Genomic DNA, 25,150 nt, shown 5'->3' with positions numbered 1-25,150 from the left:
ATTATACTTGTATGCAATTATTATTATTTTTAGTAAGCTTTATAAAACTTTTTGACAGATGAAATTATTAGGTATAGGTTCTAGAATTAACCATCCAGAATATGGGAAAGGTGTTGTTACAAACGTAACTTCAATTCATTATTGGGTTACATTTATAGAAAATGGATTAGAAACGATTGATATAGATAGTGATTTTGAAATTATAGAAGCTGCAGACGGAGATGTGGATACCGTTAGTTTCTTTGAAGTTGAGAGTAGTCTTGTTAGAATATTAAGGAAGTGGAGTGATGTTAGTGAAGTTGTTCCTATTGCAGAAAAATACAAAGGTGGAAAGATTATTTTGCAACCCGCTGATACCAGTTTAAAACCATATGAAGTGCCAATTAACACTTTTTTTCATAAAATAACCATGGTTCGAGATAGACTACGTGTTATGGAACAACGCATTAATTCGAGTGATTTGGACGAGCAAGGAAAAATAGATTTACAGCAATATATAACAAGAATTTACGGAAGTCTAACAAGCTTCAACACACTTTTTAAATCTAAAAATCACAATTTTGTTGGACAAAGGTCGAAGTGATTATTTGATTAAATACTATAGCTTGGTTTTAATATTATCTATTCCAAGATTCCCAAATATAAATTTGTGATTGGTTGGTAACTGTGCACCAGTTTCGGTTACAATCCAATCTGTCCATGAAGCTTCAAGTCCATCTATGGGTAGGAGAGAAGTCCACATTTTAACTGCATTTGGTTTTCCTTCTTTATCTAACTTCCATAAGTATGAGTTTTGTTTAGATGAATTACTTTCATTATAAGTTACAAGTAAATCATTTCCATTTACCAAGCGTCTTTCTACACCTTCGTCAAAAACATTATATGGAGCAACTAACCAAAAAGAATCATTTTCAAAGTATTTTACTGCTTTCTTTATCAAACCTGCACCAACTTCACCCTCAACTACAAAACCATGAACATAAGCCTTATTCAGTGATGGGTCTGTTAAATTAATGTTTACCTTATAATCCTTCCAAAGAACATCACAGTTATAATCTGTTTTATTCCATTTATAATGTCTTCTTCTTTTGAAAGTCCATTCTATGTAATCGGTATTCTTAAACGCTTGATGGTCTAAGGCATTCAGCATTTTGTAAGCTAAAGAATCTGCTTGATCTCCTTGCATTCCAGAGGGTAAGTCTTCATTATATTTAAAATATACAAAGCCAAAAAATAAAAGGCTAGGTAACGTGAAAAATATAACAACCCCAATTGATATTTTTATTATTTTTTTAAACGTCATAAATAATTTAACAAGGTTATTCAATGGAAAATATTGAAGACCAAGTCTAGCTAAATTACTAACAATGTTGGAGTAAAGAAAGTAAAACCATTAAAAACCGACAGCCGTATCATCCCCTCGACGATCTGCACCACCCTCTAACCTTTTGTCATCCAAAACAAGTATTCCGTCGATCTTCCCAATTACTGGAGACCTAGACTCGTTTATTGGGTAGCCTAATAATTCTAATTTCTCAATAAGAGATTTATCAAAAGAATTTGGTTCCATTCTAATTTCGTCAGGAAGCCATTGGTGATGAAATCTGGGGGCATTTACGGCTTCTTGCATAGACATGCTATATTCATGAACATTTAGGATTGTTTGCAACACAGATGTAATAATTGTAGAGCCTCCTGGAGTACCAACAGACATAAATAATTCACCATTTTTTTCAACAATAGTTGGAGTCATAGAACTTAGCATACGCTTTTCAGGTAAAATACTATTTGCTTCACCACCGGTTACACCAAACATATTAGGGATTCCAGGTTTACTACTAAAATCATCCATTTCATTATTTAGAAAGAAACCTAATTCTTGGCAATATAACTTAGAACCATAGGCTCCGTTTATTGTTGTGGTAACAGAAACAGTGTTTCCAAAAGTATCGATAATGGAGTAATGTGTAGTTTCATCACTTTCAACAACATGAACGTTGCCATGGGTTACATCATCAGATTTAGTCGCTTTTTCGAAAGAAAAAGATGCCATACGCTCTTTTAGATATGTTTCATTTATTAAAGTGTTTTCAAAAACATCAACAAAATCTGGATCACCTAAATAAAAACTCCTATCTGCATAAGCACGACGTTCAGCCTCAGTTATTAATTGAATTGCTTTCAGCGAATTATGGCCATATTTTTTTAAATCATATGGTTCAATCATTTTCATTATTTGTGCCAAACAAATTCCACCACTAGAAGGTGGAGGCATGGAGATGATATTGAGGTCATCATATTTAAAAGTTGTTGGTTTCCTCCATTTAACAGCATATTTATTTAAATCTTCTTCTGTTAAAATACCTCCATTATTTTGAATAAATGAGGCGAGTGTCTTAGCTGTTTGCCCTTTATAAAACTCATCTTTTCCATTCAACATTATTCTAGACAAAGTTTCAGCCAAAGCCACATATTTAATGGTATCTTTTTCTTTCCAAAATTTATGAAATAGGGTTGAATCTCTATTGGCTTTTAAAAACCCAGGCATATACTTTTTTATTTTGTCTTCTTGTTTTTTTGTAACTATTACACCTTTTTTAGCTAATTCTATTGCAGGTTGTAGAATATCCTCAATAGGTAAGCTTCCCATTTTTTCATGAACAGCGAAAACACCTGCAACAGACCCGGGTACACCAACTGACATCGCTCCCAAGGTGCTTTTCCCTGGAATAACATCCCCATTTTCATCTAGATACATATCCTTTGTTGCCGCTAGGGGTGCTTTTTCTCTAAAATCTAAAGCACCAATTTCACCGTTAGCTTTTCTATAGACCATAAAGCCGCCACCTCCAATATTACCAGCATAAGGATAAGCTACTGCTAAAGCCAATTGGGTTGCAGCCATAGCATCAAAAGCGTTCCCTCCTTTTTTAAGAATATCACTACCTATTTGTGAAGCTTCAGCTCGAGCAGATACTACCATAGCGTTTTTAGTAATCAGTCCTCTTTTAGGCGCAACATGATTATTTAATTGACTTTCTTTTTTACATGAATATAGAACTGTAAACGCAAATAATAAAAGTAAAATACGATACATATTTTAGAAAAATTAAGAAGTTAATTCAATAAGTTTTTTATTTGATGAAATAATAAGCTCATGAAAGAAATGAGTAAATTCATTTTCAAATTCAGAATAAAAAGTTTCTAATTCTAATACGGCCTCATTCATACTAGAACGGTGTTTTGTCCGTCGGTTCATACCTTCTAAAACTCTGGTAATGCCTTCAATTGATGCGTAACTTAAAAGCCAATTATCAGTAATCATAAATGGAATCATTTTTCGAATACGTAGAGGTAATATTTCGAAATTTTCCTCCAATGAGTCATAGAAATTTTGAACATAATCATCCAGAGGCTTGTCACTATAATTTTGCCAATTTTTTGCAAGAAAATGATCATACAATATATCGACAATCACACCAGAATAATGACCATACTTTTTATGCAAACGCTTTGTGCTTCTTCTAAAAGTCTTGTGGGTATCGGTAAATGTGTCTATATGTCTATGGAGTAAAATGCCAACTTGGATTTCTTCAGGGTATTTTCGGTATTTATTTCCTTTTATACTGTCAGCCATAAAATTACCAATAGTTATTAAATCGTTTTCTCCAGAAAGATAGATGTGCGCTAGAAAATTCATTGGTGTAATTTACGAAATAGGATTTAAGAAAAAAGGTTTTGTAATTGTATATTTGTCATTTAATTTGAAATCTATTTTATGACTCTTATAAAATCTATCTCAGGAATTAGAGGTACTATTGGTGGAAATGTTGGTGATAACTTAACACCTCTTGATGTTGTTAAATTTGCTGCTGCGTATGGTGTTTGGGTGAAGCAACAACGCCTGAAGGATAATTATAAAGTCGTTGTAGGTCGTGATGCACGTATTTCTGGTAAAATGATTCAAAACCTGGTAATGAATACATTAGTAGGTCAAGGAATACATGTTGTTAATGTAGGCCTTTCAACCACACCTACGGTAGAAATGGCAGTACCCATGGAGCAAGCAGATGGTGGAATAATTTTAACAGCAAGTCATAATCCAAAACAATGGAATGCGCTTAAGCTTTTAAACAAAGACGGTGAATTTTTAAATGGTGAAGAGGGCGCGAAAATTTTAGAGATTGCAGAAAGTGATAATATAGAATTTTCAGATGTTGATAATTTAGGGAAAATAACAAAGAACCAAGCCTATTTTGATTTACATATTATTGAAGTTTTAGATTTACCGTTAGTTACAGTTAAGGCCATTGAGCAGGCACGATTTAAGGTCGTTGTAGATGGTGTGAATTCCTCGGGAGGTGTTGTTATTCCATTGTTACTTGAACGCCTAGGGGTAGATGTTATTAAACTATATTGTGAACCCAATGGTCATTTTCCTCACAACCCAGAACCGCTTAAGGAACATTTAACAGATTTATCTAAACATGTTGTAAAAGAGCGTGCCGATTTTGGTATAGTGGTGGATCCGGATGTAGATCGTTTAGCTTTTGTGGATGAAAATGGAGATATGTTTGGTGAAGAATATACTCTAGTTGCATGTGCAGACTATGTTTTAAGTATAAAACCGGGAAATACAGTTAGTAATATGAGTTCTACACGGGCGTTACGAGATGTTACAGAGAAGCATGGAGGTAGTTATGAAGCTAGTGCTGTGGGAGAGGTAAATGTAGTAAGCTTAATGAAAAAAAATAATGTTGTTATTGGCGGTGAAGGTAACGGTGGTATAATATATCCAGAATCGCATTACGGTCGAGATGCGTTAGTAGGAATCGCTTTATTTTTAAGCTTATTGGCAGATAAAAAAATGCGAGTGAGTGAACTTAGAAAGATTTATCCTGATTACTATATGAGTAAAAAGAAAATAGAATTAACTTCTGGTTTAGATGTTGATGGCATTTTAAAAGAAATTGAATCACGATATCAAAATGAACAACTAACCACTATTGATGGCGTTAAAATAGATTTTGAAGAAAGCTGGGTACATTTGCGAAAAAGCAATACAGAACCTATAGTTCGAATTTATACTGAAGCCAAGTCTCAAGAAGAAGCAAATACTTTAGCTGATAATTTTATAAAAGAAATTAGCTCTATCGCTAATATTTAATTTATTGAAATTCTTTAGGTACATCATTCCTATGCTTCCAGCGTTTATGTGTCCACAAATAGAATTCAGGAGCATCGTAAATTTGCTCTTCAACACGTTTTAAAGAAATATCAGTAATCTGGAAATCATTATAGGTCTTCGGGTTTCTTATGATGTCAGAAAATGTCGCTTCATAATAACCACGCTTAACCTTTTTAACCTTCAAAAAAACGGTTGCCATATCAAGTCTTTTTGCTAATATTTCAGCACCAACGTGCACAGGAACCTTTATGCCCATAAAATATTGCCAATGAATCGCTTTTGCTAATTTCGGTGATTGGTCAAAAACAAAACCGTTAAACGTTAGTTCGTTGTTTTGTTTTGCTTTGATTAAGGTCGAAAATGTTTCTTTTGTGGTAATTAAATAACTATTATATCGAGCACGGATTTGTTTAACTAATCTGTCAAAATACTTATTACTTAATCGTTTATAAACAGCATAACCTCTGTGGTTTACATGTTTTTGTAAAATAAAAATCCATTCCCAACTTCCATAATGTCCCATCATCAACACAACACTTTTATTTTCTTTTTCTAACTTATGAATCTCTTCTAGGTTGGTAAAAACATATCTATTTATTAATTCTTGTTCCGAAATAGTAATGGATTTTATAGATTCCAGAATCATATCACATAAATGGTGGTAAAACTTATTTCGAATAATAGAAATTTCTTTATCAGACATTTCAGGAAAAACAAGTTTCATATTATCAGTAACTACCTTTTTTCTATATCCAAAGACATGATATATGAATACGAAGGCGAAATCGGAAAGAAGATATAAAAGTCTAAACGGTAATAATGAAATTAACCATAAAAACGGATAAACAATTATATAAGCTAGAAATTGCATGAATTAATTTTAGATTTGCAAATATATATTATTTGACTTTAAACGTTTAAACCATATGGGTAAATTGGATTTAATAACAATTATAATTATCGCTGCTAATGTCATTCTTTCATACAAGGGGTTTAACGATTTTGGCTTTTTCGAAAGGCATAAATTTAATATAGGTAGTATTAGGAGAGGCGAGCAGTTTAGAATGCTAAGTTCGGGTTTTTTACATGCTGATACTGCCCATCTATTCTTTAATATGTTCGCATTATATCTTTTTGCAGGACAGGTGATTTATGAAGTAGGTCAATATAGCTTTTTCATAATATACATGGGAAGTTTGGTTGCTGGTAGTCTTTTGTCATTGTATTTTCATAAAAATGAATATCATTATAGTGCTGTGGGTGCTAGTGGAGCGGTAACCGGGATTTTATATGCTGCGATCCTATTAAACCCAGAACGCGAGTATTACTTTCTTTTTTTACCTTCAAGAATTGGTGATGTGGATTTAGGTATTCCAGGCTATGTTTTAGGTATTGGATATTTATTGTATTCTATCTATGGCATGAAAAATAGAATAGGTAACATAGGGCATGATGCCCATTTTGGCGGTGCCATTGGAGGTTATGTAATAACCTTAATATTATCACCCTGGCTTTTTGAAACTAATTTACTAATGATAGGTTTGCTTGCATTACCAATTCTTCTTTTGTTTGGTTTGAAGAAAGCGGGCAAAATATAAAATTCATGTTTGGAAATATGGCTATGGCATAGCTATTGACTTTATAGTATTGTTGAATACTTTTATTTGTTTTTAAGTAGCTGATATTCAATGTTTTAAAATATATAGTTTAAGACATAAAAAATGATCAGTTTTGTTTTAATGACAGATTGACCTAATTGTATATATGAAAAAATCTAATTTTATTGCCCTTGACAGTTTGTCATTACAGGAATTTGATGAAAATTCAGAGTTAATTCCATTAATGACTCCAGAGGACGAAGAAGCTATAAACAACGAAGAGTTACCAGCAACTTTACCAATTCTTTCTCTAAGAAACACAGTTTTGTTTCCAGGTGTGGTGATACCTATTACGGCAGGTCGCGATAAGTCTATCAAGCTTATTAATGATGCCAATAAAGGAGGTAAAGTTATTGGTGTGGTTGCGCAAAAAGATGAGGCTGTTGAAAACCCGTCGGCAAAAGAAATTCACGAAACAGGAACAGTTGCAAGAATACTGCGAGTTTTAAAAATGCCAGATGGTAATGTTACAGTAATCATTCAAGGGAAAAAGCGTTTTAAGGTTGCAGAAGTACTTACAGAGAATCCTTATATGAATGCAACAATAAGAGATATTCCTGAAGCAAAACCTGCCAAAAATAGCAAGGAGTTTTCAGCTATTATTGACTCTATAAAAGATTTGGCCTTAGAAATTATTAAAGAAAGTCCAAATATTCCTAGTGAGGCATCATTTGCCATTAAAAATATAGAGAGTAGTTCTTTTTTAATCAATTTTGTCTCTTCAAACATGAATCTTTCTGTAGCCGATAAACAGTCGTTACTTGAAATGAATGATTTGAAACAACGTGCATTAGCTACTTTGAAGCACATGAATGTTGAGTTTCAAAAATTAGAACTTAAGAATGATATCCAGTCTAAAGTTCAAATGGACATGAGTCAGCAGCAGCGTGAATATTTTCTACACCAACAGATGAAGACCATCCAAGAAGAATTGGGAGGCGTAAGTCATGATGAGGAAATTGAAGAGATGAAGGCCAAGGCTATGGAAAAACTATGGGATGAAAAAGTGGCAAAACACTTTGAAAAGGAAATAGCTAAAATGCAGCGAATGAATCCTCAAGTTGCGGAGTATTCAATTCAAAGGAATTATTTGGAGTTGTTTTTAGATTTACCTTGGAATGAATTTAGCACCGATAAATTTGATTTAAAGCGTGCAAAAAAAATCTTAGATCGCGATCATTTTGGATTAGAAGATGTTAAACGAAGAATTATTGAGTATTTAGCAGTTTTAAAGCTTCGCAACGATATGAAATCACCTATATTATGTTTATATGGTCCTCCGGGTGTTGGAAAAACCTCTCTTGGAAAGTCGATAGCAGAAGCTTTAGGTAGGGAATATGTTCGAATTTCTTTAGGTGGATTAAGGGATGAGGCTGAAATACGAGGACATAGAAAAACATACATTGGTGCTATGCCAGGGCGAATAATTCAAAGTTTAAAAAAGGCTGGAACATCCAATCCTGTTTTTGTTTTAGATGAAATTGATAAACTTTCAAACTCACATCAAGGCGATCCATCTTCTGCAATGCTTGAAGTTTTAGATCCTGAGCAGAACAGTGAATTTTATGATAACTTTTTGGAGATGGGGTACGATCTCTCTAAAGTTATGTTTATTGCTACCTCGAATAGTTTGTCTACCATCCAGCCGGCATTAAGAGACCGTATGGAAATTATTAATGTAACAGGATATACGATAGAAGAAAAGGTAGAAATAGCCAAACGACACTTGTTACCAAAGCAGTTAAAAGAGCATGGTTTGACAAACAAGCACTTAAGTATTGGAAAGCAGCAATTGGAGAAGATAGTTGAAGGCTACACACGTGAGTCAGGGGTTCGTGGACTGGAAAAACAAATAGCTAAAATGGTACGTTATGCTGCGAAAAATATAGCTATGGAAGAGGAGTATAATGTGAAAGTTTCCAATGAAGATATTATTGAGGTATTAGGTGGCCCTAAACTAGAACGCGATAAATATGAAAACAATAACGTAGCAGGAGTGGTAACTGGACTTGCATGGACACGTGTAGGGGGTGACATATTATTTATTGAATCCATTTTATCAAAAGGTAAGGGCGCATTATCTATTACTGGTAATTTAGGTAAAGTAATGAAAGAGTCTGCCACTATTGCCATGGAATATATTAAATCAAATGCTGAAACTTTTGGAATTGATTCATCAGTCTTTGAGAAATATAATGTTCATATTCATGTTCCAGAGGGTGCAACTCCTAAAGATGGGCCTAGTGCAGGAGTTACGATGTTAACTTCGCTAGTTTCATTGTTTACTCAACAAAAAGTAAAGAAAAGTTTGGCGATGACAGGGGAAATAACACTTCGTGGCAAGGTACTACCTGTTGGAGGGATTAAAGAGAAAATTTTAGCAGCCAAACGTGCTAGAATAAAGGAAATTTTACTCTGTGAAGATAATAGAAGGGATATAGATGAAATCAAGCCTGAGTACCTCAAAGGACTTACCTTTCATTATGTTACAGATATGAGTGATGTTATTAATATAGCTATAACCAATCAAAAAGTAAAAGGCGCAAAAAAATTATAACTAGATATAAGAAGCAAAAAAACCTCGAAATGAATCGAGGTTTTTTTATGTTTTAAAATAAAAGATACATGGTATCGTTTTAAGATAGATTTAGTTTCTTTGTGTCGTAAATATGCTGAAAAAGACAATCATAATTTTTTGCTCGTTTTTGAGTTTTTCTTTGTATTCGCAAGTGGGTGGGGAGGCCACGTATCAATTTTTAAATTTGGTATCGTCACCACGTCAAGCAGCGCTAGGAGGAAAGGTACTAACCAATGTTGATTACGATGTAACTCAAGCACTATTTAATCCTGCAACAATTAATGCTGAAATGGATAATCAATTGGCGCTAAATTATACAAGTTATCTTGGAGATATTGGATATGGAACAGCATCCTATGCCTATACAGTCGATAGACGTACGCAAACTTTTCATGCTGGAATAACTTATATTAATTACGGTTCTTTTGATGGGTATGATGAAGATGGTAATTCTACAGGAACTTTTACTGGTAACGAATCTGCGTTATCTATTGGTTATGCTTTGCAGTTAGGATATTCCGATTTTTACTTTGGAGCAAACTTAAAGTTAATAACATCTAAATTAGAACAGTATAATTCCTTTGGAGCTGCTGTAGATTTGGGCTTGATATATATTAATGATAACATCGATTTTAATGCTGCATTAGCAATTAGAAATCTGGGCTCTCAAATTACTACTTATGCAGGTTTAAATGAGCCATTGCCATTCGAAATAGATTTTGGTATGTCGCAAACTTTAGAGCATGTTCCTATACGATGGCATGTAACTTTGGAGAATTTACAGGATTGGCCTATTGCAAGACCAAATCCTGCTCGAGCATCAAGTGATTTAAGTGGAAATCAGTCTTCAGAAAAAATAGGTTTTTTAGGTCAAGTTATTAGGCACACTATTTTGGGTGCAGAATTGTTTCCAGAGGGAGGTTTTAATATTCGTTTGGGCTATAATTTTAGAAGGGGAGAAGAATTACGTATTATTGACCAAAGAAATTTTTCAGGACTTTCAGCTGGAATTTCAATAAAAATGAATAAAATGCGCTTTAGCTATACACATGCAAAATATACAAGTGCAGCCAATTCTAATTTTTTCGGTTTACAAATTGATTTGAATCCGCGATGAGCAATAAAAAAATAACCATAGCAATTGATGGGTACTCATCAACAGGAAAGAGTACAGTTGCAAAGCAATTGGCAAATTATCTGGGATATATTTATGTTGACTCTGGAGCCATGTATCGAGCTGTGACATATTTTGCAATGCAAAATGGTTTTATTGATGAACTTCATTTTAATATTGAAGGATTAATTTCTAAATTGAATAATATTGATATAAGCTTTAAGTTTAATGAAACGCTTGGATTCGCCGAGGTTTATCTAAATAATGAAAACATTGAAAAAGCGATTCGTACTTTAGAAGTCTCCAATTTTGTAAGCAAGGTTGCGACCGCATCTGAAGTAAGAGAAAAACTGGTGCAACAACAAAAGTATATGGGTTTAAACAAAGGTGTTGTAATGGATGGTCGTGATATTGGAACTGTTGTGTTTCCTGATGCCGAATTAAAAATATTTATGACAGCTTCCGCCGAAACTAGAGCAAAACGACGTTATCATGAGTTATTGAATAGAGGCGATAATGTCGACTATAATGATGTTTTAAAAAATGTAGTTGATCGTGATTATATAGACACTAACCGTGCTGATTCTCCTCTTGTAAAGGCCGAGGATGCTATAGAAATTGATAATTCTAATCTATCACTAGAGGAACAATTTCAAAAAATACTTCAATTGGTTACTATGACCTTAGAGGGTTTTGAATGATATAAGAAGTCATTATGATCATAGAGTATAATCTTTTCATTAAGAGAGAGTCTACTAGTCGTAATAATGATAAATAAAAACGAATCTTTATTTAAAGATTCGTTTTTATAATATGTTCTCCTAATCTCTATAAATTTGGAATGATTAATTCTTGATCTGGATAAATTAAATCCGGATTTTTTAAAATATCACTATTAGCAGCAAAAATCTCTTTATACTTCATAGCATCACCATAGTATTGTTTTGCAATTTTACCTAATGTTTCCCCGCTACTTACAACGTGTCTATGATAAACACTTTCGTCTGCAACAGTTATATTAGCTTTAATGTCAGATGGGTTATCACCCCCTATCTCTTTTATTTTATCCCAAAGGATATTTTTTTCATATTGTGTACTAGCAGTTCCTTTAACCTTTAGAACACCATTTTCTTCTGATACACTTCCGTTTTGAATGTTTAAAGATTCTCCTAAATCAAGGACTGGTTGGTACTTTGCTTTCATTGTCATAATTGGAAATTTTAAATTAATTTGAGTATTACAAGATATATAATTTCTTATCTAAATTTATAAATTATGGTTTAATTTTCGTTATCTGGTATTAAGACACCAACATTTTTGAAAAGTCACATTCTAAGTCAATCAAATAAGTTACTTCAACTTTATTATTTATTTTCTCATTTTTAGGTAATTATCTCAATAATATGTATTTTTGCGCTCCTTTTAGCGGATAGTCGGAAAGATAAAAGGAAAAGGATATAAAATATAATTTAACGCTTCTGTTTTTTAATCGCTTAAAACTTCCGAAATAAACAGAATACAAATTTTAATCAGCAAATGGCTGAAAACGAAAAACAAGCTGAAGTTGAAGTAACTGAAACTCCAGCAGTAGAAGCTCCAGTAGTATCTGAAGCTCAAGCAAACCCTGAAAAATTCTTAAAAGAGTTCAACTGGCACAATTACCAAGAAGGCATTGATGAGGTGGACGACAAACAACTTCAAGAATTTGAAAAATTAGTAGCAGAAAACTTTGTAGACACTTTAAATGATGAAGTTGTTGAAGGTACAGTAGTACATATCTCAGATAGAGATGCTATTATTGACATCAATGCAAAATCTGAAGGTGTAATCTCATTAAACGAATTCCGTTATAATCCTAACTTAGCTGTTGGCGATAAAGTAGAAGTATTAATTGACGTTCGTGAAGATGCAACAGGACAATTAGTATTATCTCATAGAAAAGCAAGAGTAATTAAAGCATGGGACAGAGTGAATGCTGCTCATGATTCTGGTGAAATTGTAAACGGTTTTGTTAAATGTAGAACTAAAGGAGGTATGATTGTAGATGTTTTTGGAATTGAAGCATTCTTACCAGGTTCTCAAATTGATGTTAAACCAATTAGAGATTACGATCAGTACGTAAATAAAACTATGGAGTTCAAGGTTGTAAAAATCAACCACGAATTTAAAAACGTAGTAGTTTCTCATAAAGCACTTATTGAAGCTGATATAGAGGAACAAAAGAAAGAAATTATTGGTCAATTAGAAAAAGGTCAAGTGTTAGAAGGTGTGGTTAAAAACATCACTTCTTACGGAGTATTTATTGATCTAGGAGGTGTTGATGGATTAGTTCATATTACAGATTTATCTTGGTCTAGAATCAATCATCCAAACGAGATTGTTGAGTTAGATCAAAAGCTAAATGTTGTAATACTTGATTTTGATGAAAACAAATCAAGAATCCAATTAGGTCTTAAACAATTATCGAAACACCCATGGGAAGCTCTTGCAGAAGAGGTAAAAGTTGGTGATAAAGTAAAAGGTAAAGTAGTAGTAATTGCAGATTACGGTGCGTTTATTGAAGTGGCAGACGGTGTTGAAGGATTGATTCACGTTTCTGAAATGTCTTGGTCTACACATTTACGTTCAGCTCAAGATTTCGTAACTGTTGGAGATGAAGTTGAAGCAGTTATTTTAACTTTAGATAGAGAAGATCGTAAAATGTCTCTTGGTATTAAGCAATTAACACCAGACCCATGGACAGATATTACAGGTAAATATCCACTAGGTTCCAAGCATACAGGAATTGTGCGTAACTTCACAAACTTTGGTGTTTTTGTCGAATTAGAAGAAGGTATCGACGGATTAATTTATATTTCAGATTTATCTTGGACTAAGAAAATTAAGCATCCATCGGAGTTCTGTGCAGTAGGAGATAAATTAGATGTTATTGTTTTAGAGTTAGATGTAGAAGGTCGTAAGTTAAGTTTAGGACACAAGCAAACTACTGAAAACCCTTGGGACAAATATGAAACAGAATTCGCTTTAGAAACGGTACACAAAGCAGCTGTTACTGAAATCGTTGATAAAGGTGCTACTGTAGCATTTAATGACGATATCGTAGCATTTATTCCATCTCGTCATCTTGAAAAAGAAGATGGTAATAAGCTAAAAAAAGGTGAAGAAGCAGAATTCAAAATCATTGAATTTAATAAAGAGTTTAAGCGTGTAGTAGCTTCTCATACAGCTGTATTTAAAGCTGAAGAGATTAAAAACGTAAAAGCAGCTGCTAAAAAAGCAGCAACTGCAGCAGCAGAAGCAAAACCAACTTTAGGTGATGCTAATGATGCTTTACAAGCTCTTAAAGATAAAATGGACGGTAAAAAAACTAAAAAATAAGTTTTTTATAATTCATTGTGAAATTAAAAGCCTTCAAGTAATTGAAGGCTTTTTTTATTGTGATTAAATATAGTCATCATATTTATTTTTTTGCATTACCTTTGTATCCCAGATACGTTTGGAAATTTTATGAGTCAAAAAGTTTTACTTAACGCAAAAGAGGTAAACATCATTCTTCATCGATTGGCTTGTCAACTCATTGAAAAACACAACGACTTTTCAAATACTGTTATAATTGGCCTTCAGCCACGTGGTGTGTTTTTGGCAGATCGATTAGTTAAAATACTTGAAGAAGATTATAAGGTTAAAAGTATCCAATTAGGTCATTTAGATATCACGTTTTATCGTGATGATTTTCGAAGAGGCGATAAAACTTTAGCGGCTAATAAAACCGAAATTAACTTTATAGTAGAGAATAAAAACATCATATTAATTGACGATGTTTTATATACGGGAAGAAGTATACGAGCGGCTTTAACGGCTATTCAATCTTTTGGTAGGCCTAATGAAATTGAACTACTCACATTAATAGACAGACGATTTAGCAGACATTTACCCATTCAACCAGATTATCGAGGTAGGCAGGTAGATGTTATTAATAATGAAAAAGTAAAAGTAAATTGGAAGGAACAAGATAAAGAAGATTCCGTTTACTTAATTGAAAAATAGATAAAATGAGCGAATTAAGTGTCAATCACTTATTGGGAATAAAATATCTTAATAAAGAAGATATCGAACTTATTTTTAAAACTGCAGATCACTTTAAGGAGGTGATTAATCGTCCTATTAAAAAAGTACCATCGCTCAGGGATATTACCATAGCTAATTTATTTTTCGAAAACTCTACAAGAACGAAATTATCTTTTGAATTAGCTGAGAAACGTCTCTCTGCGGATGTTATAAATTTTTCTTCGGCACAGTCTTCAGTTAAAAAAGGAGAAACTTTAATAGACACTGTGAACAACATACTGTCTATGAAGGTAGATATGGTGGTTATGCGTCATCCAAATCCAGGAGCAGGAGTGTTTTTATCCAAACACGTCAATGCTAGTATTATTAATGCTGGGGATGGAGCACATGAACATCCTACACAAGCGCTTTTGGATTCCTATTCTATTAGGGAAAAACTAGGTGAGGTAAAAGGAAAGAAAGTGGTAATTGTTGGTGATATATTGCATAGTAGGGTTGCTCTTTCAAATATTTATGCCCTACAGTTACAAGGCGCAGAAGTTATGGTTTGTGGCCCTAAAACATTACTACCAAAATATATTGGCAAGTTAGGTGTAAAGGTTGAAACAAATCTTCGTAAGGCCTTAAATTGGTGCGATGTAGCAAATATGCTACGTGTTCAAAATGAGAGAATGGAAATAAGTTACTTTCCTTCAACTAGAGAATATACGCAACAGTATGGTGTAAATAAGGATTTTTTAGATTCGTTGGATAAAGAAATCACAATTATGCATCCAGGTCCAATAAATAGAGGTGTAGAAATAACTAGTGATGTGGCAGATTCTAATCAAGCCATTATTTTAGATCAAGTACAAAATGGTGTGGCTATTAGAATGGCCGTAATTTACTTATTGGCTTCAAAAATAAAACAGTAGTTATGTTAATAGATAAAACTGGCAATACGTCAATTATAACCCAAGAAAAGGCTACTATAATTGAATTAGTAAAAAAAATACATGCTTTATATCCTAAGTTTAAAAATGACAACATAATTATATGTCTTACTTCTTTAAATAAGATTAATGTAGAGGATATAGTTGAGTTTCTTCAGTTGTCAAATACACATCGAAATAATAAACAGTCTTTTGTAATAGTTTCTAATAAGATTGATTTGGATGATGTGCCAGATGAAATTGTTGTAGTTCCAACTATTCAAGAAGCCCATGATATAATTGAAATGGAAGAAATGGAACGTGATTTAGGGTTTTAGAATGGATAATTACCATTTAGCGCAAGTAAATATTGCTAAAAGATTGGCACCTATGGATGATCCAATAATGCAGGATTTTGTGAATAATCTAGATAAAATTAATGCTATTGCGGATAAAGCAGAAGGGTTTATTTGGCGCTTACAAGATGAAGATAAACAGGAAGCAGCTTTAGTCTTTCAAGATGATACTTTAATTATTAATATGTCTGTATGGGCTAGTTTAGAAGCATTGTTTAATTACACTTATCACTCGGGGCATATAGAAGTCTTTAAGCGCAGAAAAGATTGGTTTTCTAAAATGAAATTGATGCATATGGCATTTTGGTTTGTACCAATAGGTTATGAACCTACTTTTCAAGATGCAAAAAAAAGACTGGATTACTTGAATAATCATGGAGATACACCATACGCTTTTAGTTTTAAAAGTAAATTTGGAATTGAAGATTTTTTAAATTATAAACCAATTAGATAGCATGAAGTTATCCATATTAGGTTGTTATAGTGCCACGCCAAGGACGTTGAATAATACAACGTCGCAGGTTTTAGAAATCAATAAGCATATGTTTTTAATTGACTGTGGTGAAGGGAGCCAAGTGCAACTTCGTAAGCATAAAATTAAATTCAATCGTATAAAGCACATTTTTATTTCTCATTTGCATGGCGATCATTTTTTTGGTCTTGTAGGCTTAATTTCTACTTTTCGACTTCTAACAAGAGAAGCCGATTTACACATTTATGGTCCAAAAGGAATTAAAGAAGTGATTACCCTTCAGATGAAGTTGGCAGATTCATGGACTAACTATAATCTAATATTTCATGAATTAACTTCTAAGGATTCTGAATTAATATTTGAAGACGAGTTAGTAGAAGTTTTTACGATTCCCTTAGAACATCGTGTTTATACAAATGGCTTTTTATTTAAAGAAAAACCAGGGGACCGCAAATTAAATATTGATGCGGTACAAGAAGAAAAAATAGATATAGCCTATTATAGAAAACTTAAACAAGGTTTTGATGTTTACAATACAGATGGCATTCTTATTAAGAATGAAAGTGTGACAATGGACGGAAGAAAACCAAAAAGTTATGCCTTTTGCAGCGATACTGCTTATAAAGAAAGTATTGTACCAATAATCAATAATGTGAGCGTTCTTTACCATGAATCAACATTTTTGGAGAAACATTCACATCTAGCATCCAAAACAAAGCATTCCACAGCAAAAGAAGCCGCTAGAATAGCAAAACAAGCTTGTGTAGGTAAATTGATACTCGGTCATTATTCAACTAGATATAATGATTTAAATTTCTTTAAAGTAGAGGCTAAAGAAGTTTTTAAAAACGTTGAATTAGCTGAAGATGGAAAAGTTTTTGAATTTGATTAGGTGAAATTGAGATATTTACCAACCTTCCCAATAGGCTTTAAATTTAACTAACCATTTATTTACTCGCTTTTTAAACATAACTGGGAAAAACTAGATAAGCAATTTTATTAGGCCACTTAAATTATAAATAATCAATTTCAGTTTCCATTACTCTGGTTATATTACTCGGAGTCATAAATCTTGTAGTATGCTTTTGTGTTTGTATATGGCATAAAACTCGTCAGGAAGTTTATTATAAATTATAGTTTCAATCAAATCAAAATTCTTATTAACTCATTTACGCGTTTCTCACACTTTTCCATAATAACAAATTAAATGCTCCATTCGAATAAAATCCCTTTGCGATTCTTGAACTCTTCTGGGTCTTCAAATAACTTGCTACTTTCTCTATTTGCTTATTGATATCAATGGATTAAATAAATTATCAATCTTTAAATTTTGAATTAATATAATGAAAATAGTATTTATTTTATTTTAAAAAACGTGTAACTTGCACTTGTATGGAAAAAGATTTAGGCGATTATAGAAAATCATACGAAAAAGGTGAGTTACTTCTAGAGGATGTACCAGAAAACCCTATGGAACTGTTTCAAAAATGGTTTTATGAGGTTGACTCTTTTTTTGCTGAAGATGAAACAAACGCCATGACTTTATCGACGATAGGGCATGATGGTTTTCCTAAGAATAGGGTAGTCCTTCTCAAGAAATATACCTTCGAAGGGTTCATTTTCTATACTAATTATACAAGTGAAAAAGGAAAATCTATTGAAGCAAATCCCAATGTTTGTTTGTCTTTTTTTTGGCATGGAGCAGAGCGCCAAATTATTATAAAAGGAAAAGCAGAAAAGATTCCTGCTAATTTAAGCGATGGTTATTTTGAATCACGACCAAGAGGAAGTCAATTAGGTGCTCTAGCATCAAATCAGAGTGAAATTATATTTGATAGAAAAGAACTCGAAAATAAACTTTCAGCATTAGAAAAAGCGTTTGAAGGGAAAGAAATATCGAGGCCTGATACGTGGGGTGGATACATAGTTAAACCCGTAGAGCTTGAATTTTGGCAAGGTCGCCCTAATCGATTGCACGACAGAATTAGATATCGAATTCAAGATGATTTTAATTGGCAAATACATCGATTATCTCCTTAAAATAACGATGAAATACATTTTTTCTGTTTTACATATTGCAATTCATCGATTAAAAACATAAAAAGACGATAAAATACATGTCTTTAATCGATTTTAACATTTCTTTAACACTCACTTCGTAGTAGGCGGTTAATTTTACAGAACCAAATCTAAATTTACCTACTTATGAAGTTATTAAGAAAACTGCCATTATTGGTGCTGTTTACTATCCTAACTTACTCATGTTCAACGGATAGTGTAGAGGACAATGTAGAAGCTATTACAGCAGATTTAGTTGTGCCTACGACCAAAACAATCGAAATTGAAGTATTAGAACTTATTAATGATCATAGACTATCTTTAGGCCTTAACGCCTTAGAATCAATGTCTGTTGTAAAATCTGTGGCTTATACACATACAGATTATATGGTGGACAATGAAGTGGTTTCTCATGATAATTTTTATACTAGAAGTACCTATTTGAAAAATAATGCTGGTGCGAAAAAAGTTTCAGAAAATGTAGCTTACGGTTATACTTCAGCGCAATCTGTAGTTAATGCTTGGATAAGAAGTGAAGGACATAAAGCAACTATTGAAGGCGATTTTACAAATTTTGAAATTTCAGCAGAGCAAAGCAAAGAAGGCAAATGGTATTATACCAATATCTTCATAAAAAAATAAAATTGCTTTATCACAAAGTAACAAACCTTATAGCCTTTTATTTACTGATTAGTAGCAACTAAGTGCAGTATTTGTATTGCATGTATTAGTATATAAATGGTTATTTTTTGATAACTTGTTGTTATTGAATTTAGCTTTAGGTATAAAATCCTCTCATATTTGAGAGGATTTTTTAATTTTTATGATGGACTTCAACTTCTATTCATCTATTTACTTTCAATGATATGTATATTATTACTATCAATATCGGTAATATGAATAGTTCTTTCGCCATTTGGCATATTTTCAATCTGAGGTAACGTATAATTAAGCTTTAATAGTCTTGAAAATATAGAATCTATGGACTTAACCGTAAATCCAATATGTCCAGGGTAATAGTATTGTGTTGTGTCTCCAATAAATTCGCCTAAATGTAATTCAGCATTATGCCCAATAGATAGCCATTTTGCTCTTATATGTTCTCTATATGGAAAAGGGTAGTTGATTGTATCAAAATTAAAGATATACTGGTAAAAAGCAACACTAGAATCTAAATCTTTTACCACCAATGCCGTATGATTATATGAAGCAAAAGAAGCTAGCTCAGGAACTCTATTTAAATTAATTTGTTTATCAGTCTTTTGACATGTAGATAAGAAGATAAGTATAAATATAAGCAGCATAAAGATTTTTGAGTTCTTAATTGCTTTTAGATCTTTCATCTTTTTAGTTGTTAATTATGAACAAGTTAAAAAAATACTTGGCAATTGAGTAGAGATATATAAACAAAAAAACCACCAAGCTTTCACTTGATGGTTTTAAAATAAATGTTTGGATTCAAACTTTATTCATTTTGCATCTGAATAATGATAAATTCAGTACGTCTATTTAATTGGTGATTATCTTCTTCACAATTAACACTACCATCACATCCATTGGTTAGCCTACGCTCTCCAAATCCTTCATGTGCTGTAATTCTTGATTTATCAACACCATTACTAATTAAGTATTCGTAAGTAGAGTTCGCTCTATCAATGGATAACTTATCGTTATATGACAATGTACCTCTAGAATCTGTATGAGATTCAATTCTTATAACCATTTCTGGATAAGTCTCGTTCATCAATTTAACAATTTTGTCAAGCTCTAAAGCTGCATCAGGACGAATGTTGTGCTTGTCGAAGTCGAAATAAATAATTCCTAAATCCGCCAATTTAACAACATCTCTTACTGGAGTTAATTCAAGATCAGCAGTAATAGTTGTTACGCTAGTCTCAATATTTTTAGAAGTAAAGTCTTTAGAATCATCCTCATACTTTTTCTGACTAGCAGTAATTTTATAATCCATATCTCTGTCAATATTGATTTCGTAATAACCCTCTTCATCCGTTTCCATATAAGCTATTTGTTTGCCATTACCATCTAATAAGGTAATGATAGCGTTAGGAACAGGTTTTTTATTTACAACATCTGTAACAGTACCTTCAACATTTAATAATGGTACTCTATTATAGGCATATATATCATCATCTCCCATACCACCAGCTCTGTTAGAAGCAAAATATCCCGAAAGACCATCTTCATTCATCGTGAATGAAAAATCATCTTTACTTGAGTTTACAGGAACACCAAGATTAATAATATCAACTATTTCACCTTCTTCATTGGCAATAGTTCCAAAAATATCTAACATTCCAAGTCCGACATGCCCATCCGAAGAAAAGAATAAACTGCCCTCGTTATTTATGTAAGGCATTCCTTCTGCTCCTTTTGTGTTAACAACTTCACCAAGATTTTTTGGTTCGCCTAAAGAGCCATCATCGTTAATATCTACATAATAAATATCACTAGCGCCGATCCCTCCAGGTCTGTCTGAAGCGAAATATAATTTTTTATTATCTGAACTCAGTGCAGGGTGTTGCGTACTAAACTCCGAATCGTTTATAGATAGATCTTCAACATTAGTCCATGTACTATCAGTTAATGTTGCTCTGTAAATTTTTACTTGATTAATTCCTTTACTATTGCTGTCATAAACGTTTTTAATAAAGCTATTCCTTGTAAAGTACATCGTGTTGCCATCGTTTGTAATGGCCACAGGACCATCATGATAAATGGAATTAACGTCTCCTTTAATTTTTGATGTATGGTCCGCAGGTTCTTTACTATCTTTATCTACCGCGTAAACATCTAAGAATGGTTGTTCATTCCAACCATATAAACGCTTTATAGAAACACCTTCGTCTCTTGTAGAAGCAAAGAATATTTTACCGTTATGCTCGTAAGCTCCAAAATCACTTAATTTTGAATTATGGTTAAACTTCTTTAAAAAATACTGTTGCTTAGCATTAAAGATATTTGTTATGAAATTACCTTTTTTTAAGTACTTGCTAGTATTTATAACTCCACCAGAATCTTTATAGCGTTTCATCCATTCTTTGGATTCATCGTATTTTTCAATACCTCTAAGAGCCTGTGCATAGTTATAGTAATACTCAATAGGAATATTCTCTTGGTTTACCGCCTTTTTATAATATTTGGCTGCATTTTTTGCATCTCTTAAGAGTGCATAGCAATCCGCCAATCGTCTAACGGCGTAGTCTTCATTATACTTATTCTCAATAAGTTCTTTATAAGCTTCAGAAGCTTTTACAAATGAAAACTTATTAAATAAAGTATCTGCTTTTTTCTGTTTTCCATATTGCGCAGAGGCAGTAAAACTCACCGTCAATAGGATACAAACTAATATGTAATTTTTTAATTTCATGGGGTGATTTTTTTATTAGAAATATCTAGGTGATTTTAGTTTATTGCTTAAGAACTTGAATTCGTAAATTAACAATACTTCATGAGTACCATTAGTGAAGTCATTAATATCGGAGATTGGCTTTTCGTAAGCATAACCTACACGTAATTGTCTAGAAACTTGAAAGTCTGCAAAGCCACCAAATGCTCCTGTTTGCTCATTAACTCTATAAGAACCTCCTAACCAAAACTTTTCATTGAATAAGAAATTGGCAGTGAAGTCGTATGACAATGGAGCACCATTAGTTGCTTTTATTAAATAAGATGGTTTAAACTTAATACTTTTACTTAAATCGAATACATAACCACCAGTGAAGTAGTAACTTAAGCGCTCTAGAGCTTCAAAGCCTTCTTCTTTATTTCTATCTGTATTTAATACTCGAGGAGCCGATAATCCTAAGTACCATTTATTGGTATGCCAGAATACCCCTAATCCAATATTTGGAGTCCAACGATCTTCAATACCTCGAATAGAAGGGTCGAAACTCTGTGATTGTCTAAAATCAGGGTCTAAGCTATAACTCGTGAATCCAGCTTTTAAACCAAAAGCAAGCTTTCCATCGACACCAGTTGGTATGCTATATGAGAAGTCTCCATATAAATACGAGAAATTCTCCGGACCTAAATCATCTTGAATAAAAGATAGCCCTAAACCAATTCTATCATTCCTTAAAGGTGAATGAATAGACAGTGTTTGTGTTATTGGACCACCATCAAAGCCAACCCATTGACTTCTATGCAAGCCAACAATGCTCAAGGCTTCTCTACTACCAGCATAAGCGGGATTAATAGAAATTGTATTGTACATGTACTGTGTGAACTGCGGTAACTGTTGCGCAACTCCAAACGTACAACTAAACAATGCAATTGCGATTATGTAATGTTTAATAAGTTTCATAGGTTAAAGTTTTATTTGGTTCCTAAGTAAACTGGTCCAGTAAATGGAGGTAATCCAACTCCACTGTTTCCAGTACTATTTTTTAAAGTGACTATATAATAATATGTTCCATTTGGAGCGGTGTCTGCATTACCAATAGCACCATTTGCTTGACCTTCCCATTTCAGAGAATCAGGTGAGCCTGTTGCATTAATTCCTATTGGGTAGTCTGCCGACTCGAATATTAAAGCTCCCCATCTGTTAAAGATCTTAACTTCTGCACGGAACCCACATCCAGGATCAGCATCAATATCAAATGACTGATTATAACTATCACCATTCGGAGTTACAGCCTTAGAGATTATTATGTCATCCGAGGTACATGGGAATACCACACATTCGTCATTTACATTAATGGTTACCTCAGTAGTTTCAAGACATCCAGTTGGACTTGTGTATGTATAGCTAAATACATAATCGCCAGTGAAATCTAATAAGTTGGATGGATCGAAAATATTATCATTTAACACAATATCGTTTGTTACACCTGAAATAAATGACCAACTTGAATCCTCATCTAGGTCGCTTGCAAATTGGTTAAGGTCTACGGTACCATCATCCACACAAGCATCAGCGGTCGTAGGTATAACAAATTCATCTATTGTAACAGTTACTATCTGTTCTACTACAGCAGCTGGATTACCACATTCATCAACAGCAGTCCAAGTTCTTTTAATTTCATATTCTTCCGTGTCATTTGTTGTATACATATACTCTTCAGTAAATGTAACAGTCACATTAGTTGAACAGTTATCTGCAAATGCCAGATCAGCCGCATCAGGAATATTATCACAACTAACTGAAATAGGGGCAGGGAACTCAGTTATAAGCTCTGGACTTGTTGTATCAGAGATAACGAAAGTTTGATCTTGACTAGAAGTCAATCCACATTCATCAGTTGCTGTAAAAGTTACAGTTATAGTATCAGTACATCCTTGCGAATCCCAAGTACCTTCAGAGAAGCTCATTGTAGCAGCGCCACAAATATCAGTAGAAGTTACACCAGCGAAACTATCTCTCCAAGCGATATAATCGGCATTAAGAGCAGGATCAGTACCTGTACACTCAGCAGCTCCATCGGCACCACCAGCTAAAGCAGGAGGCGTTGTATCAGAGATAACGAAAGTTTGATCTTGACTAGAAGTCAATCCACATTCATCAGTTGCTGTAAAAGTTACAGTTATAGTATCAGTACATCCTTGAGAATCCCAAGTACCTTCAGAGAAGCTCATTGTAGCAGCGCCACAAATATCAGTAGAAGTTACACCAGCGAAACTATCTCTCCAAGCGATATAATCGGCATTAAGAGCAGGATCAGTACCTGTACACTCAGCAGCTCCATCGGCACCACCAGCTAAAGCAGGAGGCGTTGTATCAGCAATTGTAAACAATGCAGTTGTTTCAATAAAGTTACCACAACCGTCAGTAGCTCTAAATGTTACTAATGTACTACCTGTTAATCCACATTCATCGCTTAATACGCTGAAGTTGTTGGACCAAGCTATAGCTGAACAATCATCTGTGGCCTGAGCACCTGCATTTGTATTTAACCAATTTTCAAATTCAGAAATATTTCCAGCACCATCGCACTGAACTGTTTGATCAGCAGCAGGAGTGATTATTGTTGGATTTATTGTATCTGATATTGAATAAGTAGCTTTTGTTGATATACTATTACCATTGTCATCAGTAGCCGTAAAAGTTACTTCTACTGGTGCAGAACAGTCTGAATTTTGACCGGCATAATCATTATCCCAAGTTAGTCCACACGCATCAGTGGCTACTGCACCTCCATTATTTTGAATCCATGCTTCTATTTCACCATTATTCCCATTACCATCACATTCAACTACAATGGGAGAAGCAGGTGTAATTAATACTGGATCAACATTATCTTCTACAGTTACTGTTGCTGTACATTGTGCTGTGTTATTGTTGTTATCTGTAACAGTAAGGGTTACAGTATTAGCCCCTACATTAGAACAATCAAAAGACGTAACATCTAAAGCAAGTGATTGAATACCACAAGCATCATTAGAACCATTATCAATTTGAGCTGCTGTAATACTCGCATTACCAGAAGCATCAAGTTGTACTGTAATATCTTGACAGATAGCAGTAGGATCAACATTATCTTCTACAGTTACTGTTGCTGTACATTGTGCTGTGTTATTGTTGTTATCTGTAACAGTAAGGGTTACAGTATTAGCCCCTACATTAGAACAATCAAAAGACGTAACATCTAAAGCAAGTGATTGAATACCACAAGCATCATTAGAACCATTATCAATTTGAGCTGCTGTAATACTCGCATTACCAGAAGCATCAAGTTGTACTGTAATATCTTGACAGATAGCAGTAGGATCAACATTATCTTCTACAGT

The 25,150-nt window shown here is 33.4% G+C and carries 23 protein-coding genes; 14 read left to right on the top strand and 9 right to left on the bottom strand.

Features of this window, described 5'->3' with window-relative positions; all coding sequences use genetic code 11:
* Window positions 1-58: 58 nt before the first annotated feature.
* Window positions 59-583, top strand: coding sequence for a DUF8685 domain-containing protein (locus FEF17_RS12460; protein ID WP_139002747.1), 525 nt, complete (start codon window positions 59-61; stop codon window positions 581-583).
* 15 nt (window positions 584-598) lie between these two features.
* Here the strand turns inward: FEF17_RS12460 and FEF17_RS12455 are convergent, their stop codons facing one another.
* From FEF17_RS12455 to FEF17_RS12445, 3 genes are all read right to left on the bottom strand, one after another.
* Window positions 599-1,303 (bottom strand): hypothetical protein, encoded by a 705-nt coding sequence (locus FEF17_RS12455; RefSeq protein ID WP_139002746.1) that lies wholly within the window; start codon window positions 1,301-1,303, stop codon window positions 599-601.
* Window positions 1,304-1,393: 90 nt separating this feature from the next.
* A complete protein-coding gene (gene ggt, locus FEF17_RS12450) occupies window positions 1,394-3,097 on the bottom strand; it encodes a gamma-glutamyltransferase (RefSeq protein WP_139002745.1) in 1,704 nt (567 codons plus the stop codon).
* 12 nt (window positions 3,098-3,109) lie between these two features.
* Window positions 3,110-3,700 (bottom strand): acyl carrier protein phosphodiesterase, encoded by a 591-nt coding sequence (locus FEF17_RS12445; RefSeq protein ID WP_139002744.1) that lies wholly within the window; start codon window positions 3,698-3,700, stop codon window positions 3,110-3,112.
* Between the two features lie 78 nt (window positions 3,701-3,778).
* Here FEF17_RS12445 and glmM point away from each other — a divergent pair, with 78 nt between their 5' ends.
* Window positions 3,779-5,167, top strand: coding sequence for a phosphoglucosamine mutase (glmM, locus tag FEF17_RS12440; RefSeq protein WP_139002743.1), 1,389 nt, complete (start codon window positions 3,779-3,781; stop codon window positions 5,165-5,167).
* A 1-nt stretch (window position 5,168) separates the two neighbouring features.
* Here glmM and FEF17_RS12435 read toward each other — a convergent pair whose 3' ends face one another.
* Window positions 5,169-6,059, bottom strand: coding sequence for a lysophospholipid acyltransferase family protein (locus FEF17_RS12435; protein WP_139002742.1), 891 nt, complete (start codon window positions 6,057-6,059; stop codon window positions 5,169-5,171).
* Between the two features lie 55 nt (window positions 6,060-6,114).
* Here FEF17_RS12435 and FEF17_RS12430 point away from each other — a divergent pair, with 55 nt between their 5' ends.
* From FEF17_RS12430 to cmk, 4 genes are all read left to right on the top strand, one after another.
* The gene (locus FEF17_RS12430) at window positions 6,115-6,786 is read left to right on the top strand and encodes a rhomboid family intramembrane serine protease (RefSeq protein ID WP_139002741.1); all 672 of its coding nucleotides are present in this window, start codon (window positions 6,115-6,117) and stop codon (window positions 6,784-6,786) included.
* Window positions 6,787-6,952: 166 nt separating this feature from the next.
* On the top strand, window positions 6,953-9,403 hold the full coding sequence (lon, locus tag FEF17_RS12425; protein ID WP_139002740.1) for an endopeptidase La: 2,451 nt from the start codon (window positions 6,953-6,955) through the stop codon (window positions 9,401-9,403).
* Between the two features lie 112 nt (window positions 9,404-9,515).
* Complete coding sequence (gene porQ, locus FEF17_RS12420) at window positions 9,516-10,541, top strand: type IX secretion system protein PorQ (protein ID WP_139002739.1); 1,026 nt, start codon at window positions 9,516-9,518, stop codon at window positions 10,539-10,541.
* The gene (gene cmk, locus FEF17_RS12415; RefSeq protein ID WP_139002738.1) at window positions 10,538-11,239 is read left to right on the top strand and encodes a (d)CMP kinase; all 702 of its coding nucleotides are present in this window, start codon (window positions 10,538-10,540) and stop codon (window positions 11,237-11,239) included. Before porQ ends, cmk begins: the two co-directional genes overlap by 4 nt.
* A gap of 127 nt (window positions 11,240-11,366) precedes the next feature.
* Here the strand turns inward: cmk and FEF17_RS12410 are convergent, their stop codons facing one another.
* A complete protein-coding gene (locus FEF17_RS12410) occupies window positions 11,367-11,747 on the bottom strand; it encodes a LysM peptidoglycan-binding domain-containing protein (protein ID WP_139002737.1) in 381 nt (126 codons plus the stop codon).
* Window positions 11,748-12,074: 327 nt separating this feature from the next.
* On the opposite strand from FEF17_RS12410, the gene rpsA reads away from it, so the two are divergent.
* The 8 genes from rpsA to FEF17_RS12370 all read left to right on the top strand — a co-directional run bounded on the left by rpsA (window position 12,075) and on the right by FEF17_RS12370 (window position 19,045).
* Entirely contained in the window at window positions 12,075-13,916 is a 1,842-nt protein-coding gene (gene rpsA / locus FEF17_RS12405) for a 30S ribosomal protein S1 (protein WP_139002736.1), read from the top strand.
* 129 nt (window positions 13,917-14,045) lie between these two features.
* A complete protein-coding gene (gene pyrR, locus FEF17_RS12400) occupies window positions 14,046-14,585 on the top strand; it encodes a bifunctional pyr operon transcriptional regulator/uracil phosphoribosyltransferase PyrR (RefSeq protein WP_139002735.1) in 540 nt (179 codons plus the stop codon).
* Window positions 14,586-14,590: 5 nt separating this feature from the next.
* Entirely contained in the window at window positions 14,591-15,520 is a 930-nt protein-coding gene (locus FEF17_RS12395; RefSeq protein WP_139002734.1) for an aspartate carbamoyltransferase catalytic subunit, read from the top strand.
* Between the two features lie 2 nt (window positions 15,521-15,522).
* Complete coding sequence (locus FEF17_RS12390; RefSeq protein WP_139002733.1) at window positions 15,523-15,855, top strand: ribonuclease Z; 333 nt, start codon at window positions 15,523-15,525, stop codon at window positions 15,853-15,855.
* Window position 15,856: 1 nt separating this feature from the next.
* Window positions 15,857-16,327 (top strand): DUF3291 domain-containing protein, encoded by a 471-nt coding sequence (locus FEF17_RS12385; protein WP_139002732.1) that lies wholly within the window; start codon window positions 15,857-15,859, stop codon window positions 16,325-16,327.
* Window position 16,328: 1 nt separating this feature from the next.
* Window positions 16,329-17,237 carry a ribonuclease Z gene (locus FEF17_RS12380; protein WP_139002731.1) on the top strand — a complete coding sequence of 303 codons (909 nt, stop codon included), beginning with the start codon at window positions 16,329-16,331 and terminating at the stop codon, window positions 17,235-17,237.
* A gap of 500 nt (window positions 17,238-17,737) precedes the next feature.
* Window positions 17,738-18,385, top strand: coding sequence for a pyridoxamine 5'-phosphate oxidase (gene pdxH / locus FEF17_RS12375; protein WP_139002730.1), 648 nt, complete (start codon window positions 17,738-17,740; stop codon window positions 18,383-18,385).
* 165 nt (window positions 18,386-18,550) lie between these two features.
* Window positions 18,551-19,045, top strand: a complete 495-nt coding sequence (locus FEF17_RS12370; RefSeq protein ID WP_139002729.1) for a CAP domain-containing protein — start codon at window positions 18,551-18,553, stop codon at window positions 19,043-19,045.
* Window positions 19,046-19,251: 206 nt separating this feature from the next.
* Here FEF17_RS12370 and FEF17_RS12365 read toward each other — a convergent pair whose 3' ends face one another.
* From FEF17_RS12365 to FEF17_RS12350, 4 genes are all read right to left on the bottom strand, one after another.
* A complete protein-coding gene (locus FEF17_RS12365) occupies window positions 19,252-19,746 on the bottom strand; it encodes a VOC family protein (RefSeq protein WP_139002728.1) in 495 nt (164 codons plus the stop codon).
* 122 nt (window positions 19,747-19,868) lie between these two features.
* A complete protein-coding gene (locus FEF17_RS12360) occupies window positions 19,869-21,791 on the bottom strand; it encodes an OmpA family protein (RefSeq protein WP_139002727.1) in 1,923 nt (640 codons plus the stop codon).
* A gap of 15 nt (window positions 21,792-21,806) precedes the next feature.
* On the bottom strand, window positions 21,807-22,727 hold the full coding sequence (locus FEF17_RS12355; protein ID WP_139002726.1) for a PorP/SprF family type IX secretion system membrane protein: 921 nt from the start codon (window positions 22,725-22,727) through the stop codon (window positions 21,807-21,809).
* An 11-nt stretch (window positions 22,728-22,738) separates the two neighbouring features.
* Window positions 22,739-25,150: T9SS type B sorting domain-containing protein (locus FEF17_RS12350; protein WP_139002725.1), on the bottom strand; the 2,412-nt coding region annotated here is incomplete at its 5' end.

The sequence above is a fragment of the Hyunsoonleella aestuarii genome (assembly GCF_006148925.1).
Lineage (GTDB): Bacteria > Bacteroidota > Bacteroidia > Flavobacteriales > Flavobacteriaceae > Algibacter_D > Algibacter_D aestuarii.
The sequence above is the reverse complement of the archived record's forward strand: the minus strand, read 5'-3'. Positions and strand labels throughout refer to the sequence as shown.